Raw genomic sequence first — 15,841 nt, 5'->3', positions numbered from 1 at the left:
TCGAATATTCACATAGCGGTGGAAATTTCCAAACGCCATGCATTCATCTAGGTTCGCTACCGTACAGTACACCGGATGCACCCATGCGACCCTGTCGCCATGAGCACTCCCCACGCCAATGCCCTGCTTGCGCTCGGCCACTATCTACGCGACCAGGGTTACCGTTTCATGACGGTGTCGCCTTCGACCCACCGCCGCATCAACCGCCGTCCGGGCAATGAGCGGGCCGGCGACCTGCGCGGCATCTTCGGCTGGAGTCGCCCCTTCGCCGAGAGCGAGGTCGCGCCCGAGCTGCTGGCGCTGATGCGCGAGGCGCGTATCCTGGAACAGGACGGCCAGCTGTGGCGCTCGGCGCTGCGCGCATCGACCCTGCCGGTCTACCACGACGAGCTGCTGGTGTTCCACTCGGCCTACCCGACCAGCGACGATGATTCGGTGTTCTTCGGCCCCGACACCTACCGCTTCGTCGGCACCATGGCGCGCGCCTTTCCCTGGCTCGGCGCCGGCCCCTCGCGCGCGATCGACATCGGCTGCGGCGGCGGCGCCGGCGCGCTGGCGATCGCGCGCGCCTTCCCGCATGCCGAGGTGGTGGGCGCCGACATCAATACCCGCGCCCTGGCCCTGACGGTGCAGAACGCGCGCCTGGCGGGCCTGGACAACCTGACCGCCGCGCGCAGCGACCTGTTCGATGGTGTCGAGGGCGACTTCGACCTGGTCGTCTCGAACCCGCCTTACGTGCTCGACCCGAGCGAGCTGCCCTACCGCCACGGCGGCGGCATGCATGGCGCGGAACTGTCGGTGCGCATCGTCGAGGAAAGCCTGGCGCGCCTGCGCCGCGGCGGCCACCTGATGCTGTACACGGGCGTCGCCATCAGCGCGGGCCGCGACGCCTTCCTGGACGCGGTGCGGCCCAGGCTGGACGCCTTGTGCGACCAGTGGAGCTACGACGAACTCGATCCTGACATCTTCGGCGGCCAGCTGGGAGAACCCGGCTACGAGGAGGTGGAACGGATCGCCGCGGTGTGGCTGCATGCGATCCGGCGCTGAGGGGCACATGAAATACACCATGCTCGCCCTCCTGCTCGGGGCCTTCTCCAGCTGCGCGCTCGCCGCTGCCGACGTCGAGGCGCAATGCAAGGTCTTGACCGCCAAGTCCTATCCTGCCGCCCACCGAGCGCCCGCCGCTGAACAGGGCAAGCTGGCCGGCTGCGTGGCGACCAAACTCTACTACGGCATCGGTACGCCGGTCGATCATGTACGCGCCCGCCAATGCGCCCTTGCCGCCACGGAGGAGCAGTTGCCCTTCCAGGAGGACAAGGGCGTGCTGATGATGGTCTATGCGAACGGCCAGGGCGTGCCGCGCGACTATGCGCTGGCGCGCAAGGCCGCCTGCGAGGCCGGCGGCGCGGTCGCCGAGACGGCGCTGCGGCTCGAGCACCTGGCGGCGATGGAAGCGGGACGCGACAGGAAACCGATCGACATCTGCGACGACGCCACCAGCGGCTACATGGGCGGCTGGTGCGCCTCGGTCGCCAACGACCTCAAGGAACAGAAGCGCGGCGCCGGCTTCGCCAGGCTGATCGCGCCGTGGAGCGCACCGCAGAAGCAGGCCTTCGCCAGGTTGGAGACCCGGGCGCACGACTTCTTCGAACAGCGCAGCACGGAGGAGGTCGACCTGAGCGGCACCGCGCGCGCCGCCTTCACGATCGAGGAAGAAGCGCGCCAGCGCGAGGACTTGCGCGCCTCGGTCGCCGCCTTCGAGAAGGGCGCCTTGCCGCGCGACGGCGACGCCGAGTTCGCGCGCCTCGACGCGCGGCTCAATGCCGTCTACAAGCAGCTCAAGGCCCTGCCCGAGCCGCAGTACGGCACCATCCGCTTCGAAGGCGTCCAGCGCACCCAGCGCAGCTGGCTGGCCTACCGCGACGCCTGGGTGGCGTTCGGCAAGGTGAAGTACCCGCAGGTGTCAGCAAACGCCTGGCGCGCCTACTTCACGCGCAAGCGCATCGCGATGCTCGAGAAACTGCTGAAGAACTGGGGTTCGTAGGGTGGGCGGTCCTCCGCCCACGCGTTCAACCAGACGGTGAATAATCGCGGCGCGTCAGTTCATCAGGGATTTGAACGCGCGGACGGCAAAGCCGTCCACCCTGCTAGAACGTCCCTACCGCGTTGATGAACCACCCGCGGCTGCGATACGACAGATCGGTCAGCTCATCCGAAAAATCGGTGAAGTTGTACCCCACCCCGATCTTCGCATGCTGCCCCGCCTGCCGGTACAGCCCGACCAGCGCCCCTTTGCGCGCATCGCCCGCCTCCTTCGCCGCCAGCCGGCGCGCCTCCACCACCCCGCTCCACTCGCGCGTGAACTTCAGGTCCGCGCGCAGCACCGTCAGGTGCGCGCGGCTGTCGAACCACTCCCCTTCCCCGCGCGTCGTCTTCAGCTGGCCGGTGCGCAGGCCGTACTTCGCCCCCACCGCCAGCCAGGGCCGCAGGTCGTGCGTCACGTCCAGGTTCAGCACGTGGCTCTTCTGCATGTAGTCGAGCACCCCGCTCGTCACGTTGTCGACCTGGCCAGAGGACGGCAGGTTGTGGAAGTAGGTGTACTTGAACAGCCCGTTCCAGCGGTCGTGGGCGACCGGGCGCCAGGCCGCGCCCAGCACCGCCTCGGTGTAGTCGCCGTCGTAGAAGGCGCCCTGGCTGGCCGTGCTGCGCGCCACGTTCAGCTTGCCCAGCAGGCGCCAGTCGGCGTCCACCTGCAGGCCGAGCGAATTGCGGGTCACCCAGCTGCGCCGGGTGTCGCCGCTGGCCACGGACGCGCCCTCGCCCGCGACCACGGCCGCGCTGCGGTCGAAGCGGTATTCGAGGGCGGTGGTGAAGCGCCAGCGCGCGTCGCGGAAGGAGGCCGAGACGCCCACGGCGCGGCGCCGCAGGTCGCCGGCGAACGGGTCGGACAGGGTCCCGACTTCGGCCTTGGCGCCCACGGTCCAGTGCTCGGCCGGGGCCAGGTCGACGCCGAAGGCGTGCACCAGGCTGCGCGGCCCGCTGCCGTCCTGGCGCCGGGTCTCGCCGAACAGCGAAGCGCCTTCCGACACCCGGTAGCGGCTGCCGCCGGTGAAGGTGCCCTGGCGGCCGGCATAGTTGACGTCCGGGTTCTCGGTCTCGAGCGCATAGGCGAGGTAGACGTCGCTGCGGTCGGACGCGCGGTAGTTGGCCGACAGCTCGCCGCCGGCGCCGCCGCTGCCGCCCGAGACTTCGGCGCCCAGGCGCAGCGCATTGCTGGCCTGCCAGGCGCCGCCCGCGCCGACCCGGTCGTTCTCGCTGCGGCCAAGGTCGTGCGCCAGGGTGCGCTGGACGAAACCGTAGAGGTTCCAGTCGCGGTAGGCGCGCCCCGCTTCCGGCGCGGCGGCGATGCCGGCGGCCGCTTCGGCGTCGGCGCTCCGGCGGCGTGCGCCGGCGCCCGGCGCCGCCATCGGCGTGTTCGCAAGCTCGCCGTCCAGCGCCAGCGGCCGGTAATCGATGCGCAGCACCGCGTCGCTGCGGCCGCCCTGCTGGTTCAGCAGCGGGCTGGCGGTCGGCGTGTTCGCGCCGGCCAGGTTGTCGCGGCGGTCATGCCGCACCGCCGCCGACACGCCCCACTCCGGGTCGAGCTTGTGGCGCAGCGCCGCTTCGGCCGCGCGCTGGTCCTGGCTGAAGGCATTGCGCTCGTCGGCCTTGACGGCCACTTCGCTGCGCTGCCCCAGCGGCACGCTGACCGACACGCCCTGCTGGCGCGTGGCTTCGCCGTTGAAGGCGACCTGGCCCGGTCCGGAGAAACCGGCTTCGCGGTCCTGCCAGTAGCCCTTGAGCTGGCCGCGCAGGCCCACGTCGGCGAGATCCGCCTTGGCTTCCACCCGGCGCGCGCCGGCGCGGCCACCCGCGCCTTGCTGGCGCTCGAAGTCGAAGCCGCCGCTCAGCGAGGAGTAGGTCTGCGAGCCGGCGCCGTCCGAGCGCGCCGCTTCCAGCGCCACCCAGGTGTTGGGGGTGTAGCGCACGGTCGCGTCCAGCGCCTTCAGGTCCTGGGTCGATTCGCGCTCGCCCTGGTGGTAGGCCGAGACACCCAGTTTCAGGTGCTCGCCGAACCAGTTCTCGGCGCGCACGCCGGCGGCGCCGCCGCCGATGCGCGTCAATCCCGGCACGTATTCGTAGGTGACCACCAGGTGCACCGGGTCGCCGCTGCGTCCGCCCTGCTGCAGCAGCGAGCGCGCCTCGGCGATCGAGGACAGCGGCGCGCGCAGGGTCACGCGGCCCTGGAGGTAGCTGATCTCGTAGTCCTGCGACGGGGTCAAGGCGCTGCGGTTCAGCACCATGCCGGAATCGCGGTCGCGCACCTCGACCCAGACCCGTTCCGAACCCTGGGTCAGGTCCTGGTGGCGCAGGTAGTAGAGCGAGCCGCCGGTGCCGCGAAATTCCTCGCGCGCCGGCAGGGTGCCCGGCTCGGCGGCGAAGACGCTGACGCGGCTGCTGCGTTCGCCGCTCGTGGTGGCGTCCGCGCTTTGCCAGTCCAGCTTGGCGCCATACAGGCCGCGGCTGAACTGGGCCAGCTCGGTGCCGGTCCACGCGGTCTGGAAGTTGCCCCACATGATGGACGAGTCCTGCCGCGCCAGCCGCACGTACAGCTTGCCGGAGGTCGGCGCATCGTCGGCGATCGTGCTGTCGTCGCCGTAGACCGGGTAGAACTTGTCCGGCTCGATGTTGCGCAGCAGGTAGCGCGGGTCCTTGCTGCTGAAGTTCGAGAACAGGTCGCGCAGCGGGCCTTCGCGGGTGTCGGCGCTGGCCGTCAGCAGCATGTCGCCGCGCACCTTGCCCTTGACGTAGAAGGCGGCGCGGCCGTCGATCCAGTTGCCGTTGTCGTAGTGCTGGGTGTCGCCGGTGACCAGCTTCGCCGGGCCGCTGGTGCGGTCGCGGCCCGCCGTCAGGTCGGCCACCGCGACGTAGAACCAGTCGCGGTCGGCGATCGCCAGGTTGCGCTTGAAGGTGGAACCGGTGCCGTCGGCGTCGCGCACCGAGACCGCCACCGCGTGCGCACCGGCAGGCAGGATCTGGCGCAGCGCGAAGGCGCCCTTGGCGTCGACCGGGACCGGCACGCCGAGCGCCTCGACGTGCTGGGTGGGAGCAATGCCTTCGCCGCTGACGGTCACGCTGCCGCCGGCGGCGCGGATGTTCTGCAGGTGGCGGGTGTTCTCGCCCCAGCCGTCGTAGCGCCGCTCCTTCGGCACGCCGACCGGCGCCCCCTCGAGCAGGGCGAGCTTGCGCGGCGCGGTTTCGTCGAAGCGGCCCTCGGCGTCGTAGACGCGCAGCAGGTAGACCAGCGCCTCGGGCGCATCACCTGGCGCCTGCCACTCGGCCTGCGCGCCCGGCGTCACCGGGACAACCGCCAGCGGGGTCTCGCGGCTGTCCTGGCCGGCTGCGAACACGCGGATCTCGGCGCGCCGCAGCCACCAGGCGTAGTTGGTGTAGGTCGCAAACCGGACCGGCGCGCCGCGCACGGCGGCGTCCTGGGCCAGCCACACGTTCAGCGCGGGCACCACCTCCAATGGATCGTAGCGCAGCTGGATGTCGGCGCGTTCGAGCGCGACGTCGACGCAGCGCTGGCGGTCCGCTTCCTGCTGCGCGCTGTCGAGGTCGAGCGGCTCGCCGTCGACGCTGATCGAGAACGGCTGGCCGCCCTTGCCGGCCTTGGCCGCAGGCGCGCAGGCGTCGCGCACTACCACGGTCTCTAGGGTCTGCGGGGTAGCCGGCGCCGCGGCTGCTTCCTGCATCACCTCTTCGAACCAGGCGCGGATCTCGGTGCGGCGGTTGCGCGCCATGCCCTCAGGCGTGTCGTTGCCGGCCACCGGTTCGCGGTCGGCGCGGCCATTCGCTGCGATCGCGCCGCTCTCCAGCCCAAGGCTGGTCTGGAGATAGGCCGCGACCGCCAGCGCACGCGCTTCCGACAGCGCCTGGTTGTCCGGGTACACCGGGCGCAGGCGCGCGGCGATGCCCTGGTTGTCGGTATGGCCGACCACTTCCAGGCGCAGGGCGCGCTTGCCGCGCAGGCGCGCCGCCAGCGCGTCCAGCGTGCCGCGGGCCTTGGGCAGCAGCACCGCGCGGCCGGATTCGAAATTGGTGCCGTCGACCGTGTCCTGCAGGCTGGCCTGCTGGGTCGGTAAGCCAGCCGGCGCCACCGCCTGCAGCATGCGGCGGCGTTCCTGGATGCCCAGGCCTGACGCTCCAAGCGCATCGAACTCGCGTCCTTCGCGCTCGCCGGACCGCGGGGGCGCGGCCGTGAAGCTGGCGGCGTTGTTCAGCACCTGGCCGCCCGGCTGCTCCTGCGCCACGCCGACCTGGCAGGCAAAAGCAGTGGCGATCAGGACGGCCAGCGGGCGGCGGCGCGGCAGGGTTGGGAAAACGCGTTTCATCGCACGTCCTCCACTTCGACCGCGAGCGGATAGGCATCGCCCAGTTCCTTCCAACGCGCACGCACCGCGTCGCGCAAGGCCGCCACGCGCCTGCGCGCCGCCTCCTCGCCCGCCGCGCCCCGCTGGTAGGCGATGCGCAGCACCGAGGGCTTCTTCTTGAGTTGTTCCATCATCGTGTCGATCTGTTGTTGCCACTGCGCGCGCAAGCCGTCGCCGCCTTCTTCAAAAGCGGCATCGGAAAGCTCGATGCGCACCACGCGGTGGATCGCCGCGCCGAAATTCAGTTTGGTGACCTTGCCGCGCGTGACGCGCGCCACGCCCGGGTTCTCGGTGGTGACGCGGTAGCCCGACGGCAGGGTGCGTTCGTCCAGCTTCATCACGAAGTTGGCGCCGCGGTCCGGGTCCGGCAGCTCGGCGCAGGGCACGTGGTAGCGGCCCTGGGCGTCGGTGGTCACGAGCAAGCCGCGCGGGGTCGCCAGGCGCACCGCCGGCAGGCCCATCTCGCCCTCGTCCTGGTAGCCGTTGGCGTTGGCGTCGTCGAACACCTTGCCGATCACGTCCGGGCAATCGAAGGTGGCGTCCGGCACGATGCGCACCGCCGCCGTGGCCGGGGGCGCCAGCGGAGCGCCGAGGGCGTTCACGGCCTCGGCCTGGTTGACGTACTCGCCTTCTCCCACGCCGGCGCCGACCGCCAGCACCAGGGTGACGGCCAGGCGTGCGCGCGGCGCCAGGGTGCGCGCCGGCCAGGACAGCTCGCGGCCGTCGACCTTCGGCTCGCTCGCCACGCCGTCGACGCGCGCGCTGCCCGGACGGTACTTGAAGCCGGCCGGCATGCGGTCGCGCAGCACCACGCCCGCCAGCGTCGCATCGGTCGCGTTGGCGGCGGTGATGGTGTAGGGCACCAGCTCGCCGCGCGCCACGTTGACCATCGGCGTGGTCTTGGTCAGCACCACGCCGCCGCTCGCCACCGGATCGAGCGGGATGTGGTTGTTCAGGATCGGCGCGGAACCGCCGTTCGTGATCAGGAAGCCCAGGTAGTACTGGGTGCTCTCGGCGCCGCCCGCGACGATGCCGGCGCAGGCTTCCGGCCGGTGCAGCGGCACCGGCAGCGCGGGCGCGCCGTCGCTGCGCTGGACCAGGGCCGGGGTCGGCGCCAGGGTCACCCGTGGCGCGCCCTGGCAGGCCGGCAGCTCCTTCGATACGCCCGGCAGGTAGCCGTTCGGCGCCGCCACCGACAGCGTGTAGACGCCGGTCGGGAAATCGTTCTGCAGCAGGAACTGGTACATGCCGTCGCTGCCGACGGTCTGGCTGACCGCCGCCTCGGCGCCCACCAGGTGGCGCTCCGCGACGAAGCCCGCCGGGCCGGCGATAGTCACCACCGCGCCCGCGACGGGCTTCCTGGTCACCAGGTCGTAGACGATGCCGGCCGGGTCGAGCGGCAGGTTCTGCTCCACCACCTGTTCGCCTGCGCGCAGGGTGATGTCGGTGATGCGTCCGCCGCTGGCCACCACCCTGCCCTTGTTGCCGCCCGACTGGGCGACCGCCGGCAGGGTCGAGCCTTCGCGGCTGAAGGTGATCGCGAAGCCGGAACCGGTCGGCAGGCCGTCCACCTCGTAGCCCGGGCAATGCAGGTTGTCGAACTGGTAGAAGCCTTCGGCATCGGTCTGCACGCGGCAGACCAGGCGCTCGTTCTGGCTCAGTTCCACGGTCCAGCCGCCCAGGCCCTGCATGCTGCCGTCGACCGGACGCACGCGGTTGTGGCCGCGGTCCATCCAGACGTAGCCGTTGACGATCGGGGGTTTCAGGGTCGGGATCGCGGCCTCGCCGAACAGGTAGCCGTCGGCATTCGTGTCGTCGTCGATGCGGATGCCGGTCACCACGTCGTGGTCGCCCACGCCGACCGGCTTGGCGCCCTGCGCGGCGCCGCTCAGGCCACCCGTTACTGTGGTGCGGCCGTCGGCCACCATGGCCGGCTGCACCTCGGCCAGGCGGTAGCCGGCGGCGTCCGACAGCGGCACGCCCTCGAAGGCGAAGCGGCCGTCGGCGCCGGTGGCGGCGCTGCGCTCGACGGCGGCGCCGTCGCGTCCGCGGCCGCTCAGCAGCAGGGTCACGCCGGCCATGCCGGTTTCCTCGTTTTCGCGCAGGCCGTTGCCGTTGCGGTCCAGGTAGACGCTGCCGGCGATGCGGCCGCCCGCCACCGCCAGTTCGGCGAAGCGGTAGCCGCCCAGTTCCTGGCCGGCCAGCACGACGCCCGCAATGACATCCGCGCCGCCGCTGGCGACCGGCTTGGCGCCGGTCTTGCCGGGCTGGCCGTTCGGAACGATGGTCTTGCCGTCGCGGTGGCTGTCCGGCTGCGTTTCGGTGACGGTATAGCCTTGCGCATCGCTCGGCGCCAGGTCGGCGAAGCGCCAGCCGCCATCCGCTGCGCTGACGGTCTCGCGGCGCACCGCCTTGCCGTCGGCATCGACGCCACTCAGGACGAGGTTGACGCCGCCGATGCCGGTCTCGTTCGCGCCTCGCGCGCCGTCGTCGTCGCGGTCGGCGAACACGATGCCCGAGATCGCGCCCAGGCCAGGTGCTTCGCCGAAGCGGTAGCCGTCGAGCTGCTGGCCGGCGGCCAGCACGATGCCCTTGATCTCGTCGGCGCCGCCGCTTGCCAGCGGCTTGGCTGCGGACGCGGCGCCCGGATTGCCGGCCGCGATGGTGGTCTTGCGGTCGCGGTGCGACGCCGGCTGGGTTTCGGTCAAGGTGTAACCCTGCGCATTGCTCGGCGCCAGGTCGGTGAAACGGAAGCTGCCGTCGACGCCGCTCACCAGGTCGCGGCGCACGGCGGCGCCGTCGGCGTCGACGCCGGTCAATGCCAGCGCCACGCCGGCGATGCCGGTCTCGCCGGCGTCCGGGACGCCGTTGTCGTTCGTGTCGACATAGACCCGGCCCGCGATGCTCCCCAGCCCCGGCAGCTCGCCGAAGTCGTAGTTCACCAGGGTCATGCCCTGGCCCAGCACCAGGGCCTCGATGCGGTCCGCTGCGCCGGCGGCCAACGGCTTGCCGCCGGCCACGCGGCCCGGATAGCCCGGCATGATGCTGTTCTGGCCATCGCGGTAGCCGGCCGGCTGGATCTGTGCCAGCACGTATCCTTCCGCGCCGCTCTCCGGCAGGTCGGTGAAGGCGAAGCGGCCGTCGGCGCCGGTGGCGACGCTGCGCTCGATGCGCACGCCGTCGCGGCTGGCGCCGGCCAGGGTGATGGTGACGCCGGCGATGCCCGGTTCCTGGGCTTCGGCGCGGCCATTGCCGTTCTGGTCGAGGTAGACGCGGCCCGACACGTTGTTCGTGAGCGGCACCGGGATCGGGCGCTCGCCGAAGTCGTAGCCGGTGGCGTCCGCGCCGGCCGGCAGCGCGATCGCGCTGATCGCATTGTGGACGGCCTGGTGGTCGAAGATGCTGTTGTCGACCGTGCCGCCGGCGCTGCCGGCGCGTTCGCGGCCATCGAGCACGCCGCCCGGCTGGGTCTCGGTGAGCGTATAGCTGCCGCCGGCCAGGCCGGTGAAGCGGTAGAACCCGTCGGCGCCGCTGAGCGCGACCAGGCGCACCGCATTGCCGCGCGCGTCGGTGCCTTCCAGCGTGATGGTCACGCCGGGCAGCGGGGTCTCGCCGGTGTCGACGATGCCGTTGTCGTTGTAGTCCATATAGACCCGGCCGGACAGGGCCGCGCCCTGCTCGCGGAAGTCGTAGTTGACGCCGGCGGCGGCGCTGGCGGTGACGATGCCGCTCACCGCGTTCGGCGCGACGGTCCCGCCCAGCGAACCGGCGCGGCTGCCCAGCGTCCCGGCGAAGTCGGCGTAGCCGGCCGGCTGGGTTTCAAGCACCGTGTAGCCGGCCGGGCCGGACGGCCGCAGGGTGTCGAAGCGGTAGCCGCCATCGGCGCCGCTGGCGGTGGTCAAGCCGACCGGGTTGCCCAGGTCGTCGACGCCGCTCAGGGCCAGGGCCACGCCGCCCAATGCTTCGCCCGCATCCAGCGCGCCGTTCCGGTTGGTGTCGACATACACGCTGCCCGCGATCGCGGCCGGGCGCAGTTCGCCGAAGTCGTAGTGCTCGAAGGCGCTGCCCGCCACCACCGGGATGCCGGCGATCGCGTTGGGCGCGCCGGCGGACACGGTGCAGCTGCCGCAGCCGGTCCCTTTGCTGACCTTGCCGTCCAGGAGGGTGGCCAGCGGCGCCAGGGTCTGGGCCTGCTGGGTCACGGTGTAGCCGGCCGCGCCGGCGTTCGGCAGGCCACTGAATCGATAAGCGCCGTCGGCGCCACTGACCGCGCCGCACGCTGCCAGGGTGCACACATCAAACCCGTCCGCGCTCTGGCCGGACAGGGTGAAGGCCACGCCCGCGAGCGGCAGTTCGCCGGCGTCGCGCACGCCGTTGTTGTTGGCGTCGATATACGCGTACCCCGACAGGGCGCCCGGCTTCTCGCCGAACAGGTAGCCGTCCGCCGCCACGCCGGCGCCGAGCAGGATCGCCGCCACCTGGCTGTTGGCGCCGCTCAGGCCCACGGCGCCGCCGGCGCCGCCGGCGGCGGTGGTGCGCTCGCCGTAGTCGCGCGGCTGGGTCTCGACCAGGGTATAGCCGGCGGCATTCGCGGCCGGCAGGTCGGCGAAGGCATAGCTGCCGTCGGCGCCGGTGACGGCGCTGCAGGAGCCGAGGATGGTGCAGACGTCGACACCCGCGGCGCTGCGGCCCGACAGGGTGATGGTGACGCCGGCGACGCCCTTGTCGCTTGCACCCAGGGCGCCGTCGTCGTCGAGGTCGACGTAGACGCGGCCGGCCAGGCTGCCGGCGCGTTCGCCGAAATCGTAGCCGGCGCCGAATTGGCCGAGCGCCACCACGATGCCTGAGATGGCGTCGTTGGCCGCGGTCGATCCACCGAGGGTGCCGGCGCGCTCGGCGCCGTCGCCGTAGCCGGACAGCGGGCTGCTGTTCTGGGCCTGCTCGGTAATGGTGTAGCCGGTGGCGTCGCTGGCCGGGAGGCCGGAGAAGGCGTAGCCGCCGTTGGCGCCGGTGAGGACCGTGCATGGGTTCGGGCTGATCGCCACGCACACGCTGACGCCGCTGGAAGTGGAGCCGGACAGGGTCATGGCGACGCCGGCGATGCCGACCTCGCCCGCGTCCTTGACGCCGTTGCCGTTGCGGTCGGCGTAGACGAAGCCGGTCAGGCCCTGGCCGCTCTCGCCGAAGTCGTAGCCGGTGGCGCTGTCGCCGCCCGCGAGCAGCACGGCGTCGATGGCGCGCTTGGTCTGGCCGCGCACCGCGGCGCCGGCGGCCAGCACGGTGGCGCCGTCGCTGCCGCCCTTGCTGCCGATGGTCATGCCGGTATGGGTGACGCCGCCGATCGTGGCCTGTTCGATGCGGTAGGTGCCGGGACGCAGGTTGGCGAAGGTGTACAGGCCGGCCGCGGCGGTGGTGGTGTTGAGGCTGACCGCCCCCAGGTCGTCGGCGCCGGTGAGCGTCATGGTGACGCCCGGGATGCCGGCGGCCTCGCCGGGGTCGCGCAGCGCATTGTCGTTGCCGTCCACGAAGACGTAGCCGGACAGGCTGGCCTTGGCGACTTCGCCGAACAGGTAGCCGCTGGCGCTCGTGTTCCCGCCCAGGACGATGCCGCTGATCGCATCGCTGCCGACCGCGCCCGGCGTGCCGCCCGCGCTGCCGGCCTTGTCGATGCCGTCCAGCCACGCCGCCGGATGGGTTTCGCTCAAGGTATAGCTGCCCGGCGACAGGGCGCCGAAGCTGAAGCCGCCGTCGGCCGCGCTGGTGGCGCCCAGGCTGACCGGGTTGCCGTAGTCGTCGGCGCCGGCGAGCGTCAGCGCGACACTGCCGATGCCGGCCTCCGCGCCGCTCCTCGCGCCGTTGTTGTCGGCGTCGTGGTAGACGGCGCCGGCCAGGCTCGACTGCTGCACCGTCACGCTCGAGCAGATGCTGGTATTGTTGGCCTGGTTCGGGTCGACTTCCGAGGTGGTGGCGCTGGCGCAGTTGTTGCGGCTGCCGGCCGTGACCGACACCACCGGCACCCGCACAACCGCGACCTTGCCGCTTTCCAGCACGCCGATATCGCAGGTCAGCGTGGTCGTGCCCGAGCAGGCGCCCGAGGCGCCATTGCTGGCGCTCCAGCTCACGCCGCCGCTGTAGGGCGCCGTCTTGTATTGGCCGGGCGCACCGGCGGGCGGCGTGTACAGGGCCACGCCGGCCGGCAGGGTGTCCTTGATGGTGGTGACCTGGCTGTCGCCCGGGCCGGCATTGGTCAGGGTCAGCACCCAGTAGAAGGGCTGGCGCACCTGCACGGTGCTGGCGGCGGCGTCGGCCCCGCCGATCCAGGCGCGCGCGCTCTTGGCCAGCTGCAGGTCGGAGCGCATGCGCACGGTGGTGGTCTGCTCGATGCTGTTGTTCGAGGCCACGGTGTCCGGTTCGCTGGAGGCGATGCTGACCATCGAACGAAAGGTGTCTCCCGTGGCCGAGGGCGCGCTGTCGACCCGGAAGTCGAGGAAAAGATCGGTGGTCGCGTTGTTTGCGAGCAGGATGAAGTTCGCCGGGAAGGCGCACGTCACCGTCAGGGGCGCAGCGCCGGTGGCCTGCGCGTTCACGTTGTTGCAGTAATTGCTGTAGGACTGGCCGGTGGCGGTCAGCTTGTCGCCCAGGAAGGTCGCGCTTTTCCCCGCCGGAGGCGTCATTCGGTAGGTCAGCACCAGGCTGGAGGCCACCGAGGGGCCGCGGTTGGTGATGGTGTTGCGGAAGGTGACGACGTTGTCCGGGAAGGTCGGCCCCGCGCCGGCCGGCACGAAGCCGAGCGGATCGGGCGAGTCGCTGTTATTCACCAGCAGGTCGAGGGCGGCCTGGATCACCGCGCTGCTCGCGCTCGCCGTGTTGTTCGCGGTATTGCTTTCCTTGGTCGTGGTGGCGACGGTGGCGGCGCCGGTCAGCGTGCGCGTGGACGGCGGCGACGACATGTAGTCGGGACGCACGACCACGGTCACCGTGGTCGTGGTGTTGCGCGCCAGGCTGTTCAAGGAGCAGTTCAGCGTGTCGGCGTTGTTCCAGGTGCAGCTGCCGCCGCCAGTCGCATGCGACAGGTAGGTGTAGGTGCCGGCCGAGATGTCGAATACCTGGCTCAGGGTGATGCCGCTGGCGGTCGAGGGGCCGGCATTGTTTACGGTGAAGACATAGGTGACGCTGGTGCCGGCTTCGGTCGAGACCGGGGTGGCGCTGGCGCTGACGTGGACGTCCGCGACCGGGTCGACCTTCACCTGTACCGAGGCCGAGTTGTTGCTGGTGTCGACATCCCCGAGATCGGTGGAGGTGACGGTCGCGGTATTGGTGAACTTCGTGGCGCCGCTGTCGAGCAGCGGACGGGTCACCGTGATCCGGAACACCACGGTTTCGTTCCTGCCGATCGTGCCGCCGGTCTGGGAACAGCTGACGGTGGCGCCGTTGCTGCAGTTGAAGGTGGCCGAGGCGGTGCTGGCCGCGGCGTCGCGCACCGCGCTCACGCCGGTGCTGCCGGCGATGTGGCCGGGGATGGCGTCGCTCATCACCACCCCGGTGGCGGGCGCATCGACCAGGTTGGTGACGGTGACGGTGTACACCAGGGTCGTCGCGTTCCAGGCCAGCGGGTCGACGTCGACGGTCTTGCTGATCGCCAGGTCGATCGCGTTCGGCGTGGCGGTCGCGGACACGCTGGCGCTGCGGCAGTTGTTGTCGGGGTTGGCATCCAGCATGGCGCCGACCGAGTCGGTATAGACGGCGCAGGCCTCGTTGGTCAGCGTGCCGGCGGCGCCGGCGGTGGTCTTGAGAAGCAGGTTGCTGCTGTTGCCGTTCAGGGCCAGCGCCGCATTGTAGGTACAGGTCACGACCTGGCCGACCTGGGCGCCGCAACTCCAGTTGCTGCCGCTGAAGCTGGCGAAGGTCTCGCCGGCCGGCAGGGTCTCGCGCACCGAGACTTCGCCGGCGCGCGCGCCCTGCGGCCCATTGTTGGTGACACGGATGGTCGAGGTGAGTTCGCCGCCCTGGGCCACCGGGTTCGGGCCCTTGGACTTGGTGATCGACAGGTCGGCCCCGGGCGGCATCACGTTGACGCTGGCGCTGCCGCTGTTGTTGCCGTTGACCGGATCCGGCGTTGCGCTGCTGGCGATGGTGGCCGTATTCGTGTAGCCCGTCGCGGTCGCCACGTCCGGCGTGGTCGCGGTGACGGCGATGTTGTTGCTGGCGCCGACGGCGTAGCTGGCGCGGGTGCAGGTGACGGTCTGCCCCGACACGCCGCAGCTCCAGCCGGCGCCGCTGGCGCCGATGCCGCTGAAGCCGGCCGGCAGGGTGTCGGTCACGGTCACGTTCGAGGCCCCGAACGGTCCGAGGTTGCGCGGCTGCAGGGTAAAGATCACCGGGGCGTTCGCCTCCGGCTTGGCGGTGTTCGCGCTCACGCTCATCGCCAGGTCGGCGCCCGGATTGACGGTGACGTTGGCGGTGGTGGTGTTGTTGTCGGGGTTGAAGTCGCTGGCGGCGCCGCTGGTCGACACCGTGCCCGAGGTGGTGATGGTGCCGGACACCGCGCCGGTCACCTTGGTCACCACGCTGATCGCGGGCAGCGCGCCGACCGCGCTGAACGCGCGGGTGCAGCTCAAGACCTGGCCGGCCAGGGCGCAGCTCCAGCCGTTGCCGCTGTAGCTGCTGTAGGTGACGTTGGGCGACAGATTCAGGCTGACGGTGGTAGCGGCGGCCGCGTTGGGGCCGAGGTTGCTCACCGCCGCCGTGTAGGTCAGGTTGGCGCCGGCCAGCACCGGGTTCGGCGCGCCCGACAGGCTCAAGGCGAGGTCGGCGCCGTTGTCGATCGTGGTGACCTGGCTCAGGCTGTTGTTGCTGGGGTTGCTGTCGGTCTGGGCGCTGGAGACGGTGGCCGTGGCCCCGACGGTCGCGCCGGCGCCGGTCTTGCTGGTGACGGTGACCACTGCGGTGAACACGTCGGCCGAACCGGCGCCCGACAGGTCGCCGCGCACCGCCGGATAGAGGCAGTTGACGGTGTGCGTTCCGGGTGCGTAGCTGCAGCGCGCCGTGTCCGAGACGCTGTCGAAGCTGGTGTTCGGATCGAGGGCGAAGGCCAATGTGACGCCGGTCGCGGTATCGGTCTCGTTGTTGGTGATGGTGGCGCTGTAGGCGATCCTGCCGCCACGCGTCGCCGGGTCGGGGCTGTCGGTGAAGTTCGAGACCAGCAGGTCGACCGCGCCGGCATGGCTGGCGACGAAGGCGAGCGCGAACAGGCAGGTGCGCAGCAGGCGCGCTAAGAAGTGGACGCCGGGGGTGGGGCCGGCAGGTCGCTGCCTGAAGCTCGTGAGGGTCATCGTGGGTCGGCGCGCAGTGGTCGGCGCGCGCAATGG

The 15,841-nt window shown here is 71.4% G+C and carries 4 protein-coding genes; 2 read left to right on the top strand and 2 right to left on the bottom strand.

Translation table 11 applies throughout. From position 1 onward, the window contains the following. Positions 1-99: 99 nt before the first annotated feature. Together LQ564_RS07770 and LQ564_RS07765 are read left to right on the top strand one after the other, a co-directional pair. Entirely contained in the window at positions 100-1,047 is a 948-nt protein-coding gene (locus LQ564_RS07770) for a N5-glutamine methyltransferase family protein (RefSeq protein ID WP_231057539.1), read from the top strand. 7 nt (positions 1,048-1,054) lie between these two features. Continuing rightward, a complete protein-coding gene (locus LQ564_RS07765; RefSeq protein ID WP_231057538.1) occupies positions 1,055-2,044 on the top strand; it encodes a lysozyme inhibitor LprI family protein in 990 nt (329 codons plus the stop codon). A gap of 103 nt (positions 2,045-2,147) precedes the next feature. Here the strand turns inward: LQ564_RS07765 and LQ564_RS07760 are convergent, their stop codons facing one another. Both LQ564_RS07760 and LQ564_RS25810 read right to left on the bottom strand, forming a co-directional pair. Next, positions 2,148-6,434 (bottom strand): OmpA family protein, encoded by a 4,287-nt coding sequence (locus tag LQ564_RS07760; protein WP_231057537.1) that lies wholly within the window; start codon positions 6,432-6,434, stop codon positions 2,148-2,150. Further along, positions 6,431-15,805: an SdrD B-like domain-containing protein gene (locus tag LQ564_RS25810; protein WP_269143478.1), complete on the bottom strand. Its 9,375-nt coding sequence runs from the start codon at positions 15,803-15,805 to the stop codon at positions 6,431-6,433. Before LQ564_RS25810 ends, LQ564_RS07760 begins: the two co-directional genes overlap by 4 nt. Positions 15,806-15,841: the final 36 nt, after the last annotated feature.

It is taken from the genome of Massilia phyllostachyos (assembly GCF_021044825.1).
GTDB classification, from domain to species: domain Bacteria; phylum Pseudomonadota; class Gammaproteobacteria; order Burkholderiales; family Burkholderiaceae_D; genus Telluria; species Telluria phyllostachyos.
The sequence above is the reverse complement of the archived record's forward strand: the minus strand, read 5'-3'. Positions and strand labels throughout refer to the sequence as shown.

What these genes read in the sequence shown, in the direction of transcription:
- LQ564_RS07765 (WP_231057538.1), top strand. Translation starts at nt 1,055, where the DNA reads ATGAAATACACCATGCTCGCCCTCCTGCTCGGGGCCTTCTCCAGCTGC.
- LQ564_RS07770 (WP_231057539.1), top strand. Translation starts at nt 100, where the DNA reads ATGAGCACTCCCCACGCCAATGCCCTGCTTGCGCTCGGCCACTATCTA.
- LQ564_RS25810 (WP_269143478.1), bottom strand. Translation starts at nt 15,805, where the DNA reads ATGACCCTCACGAGCTTCAGGCAGCGACCTGCCGGCCCCACCCCCGGC.
- LQ564_RS07760 (WP_231057537.1), bottom strand. Translation starts at nt 6,434, where the DNA reads ATGAAACGCGTTTTCCCAACCCTGCCGCGCCGCCGCCCGCTGGCCGTC.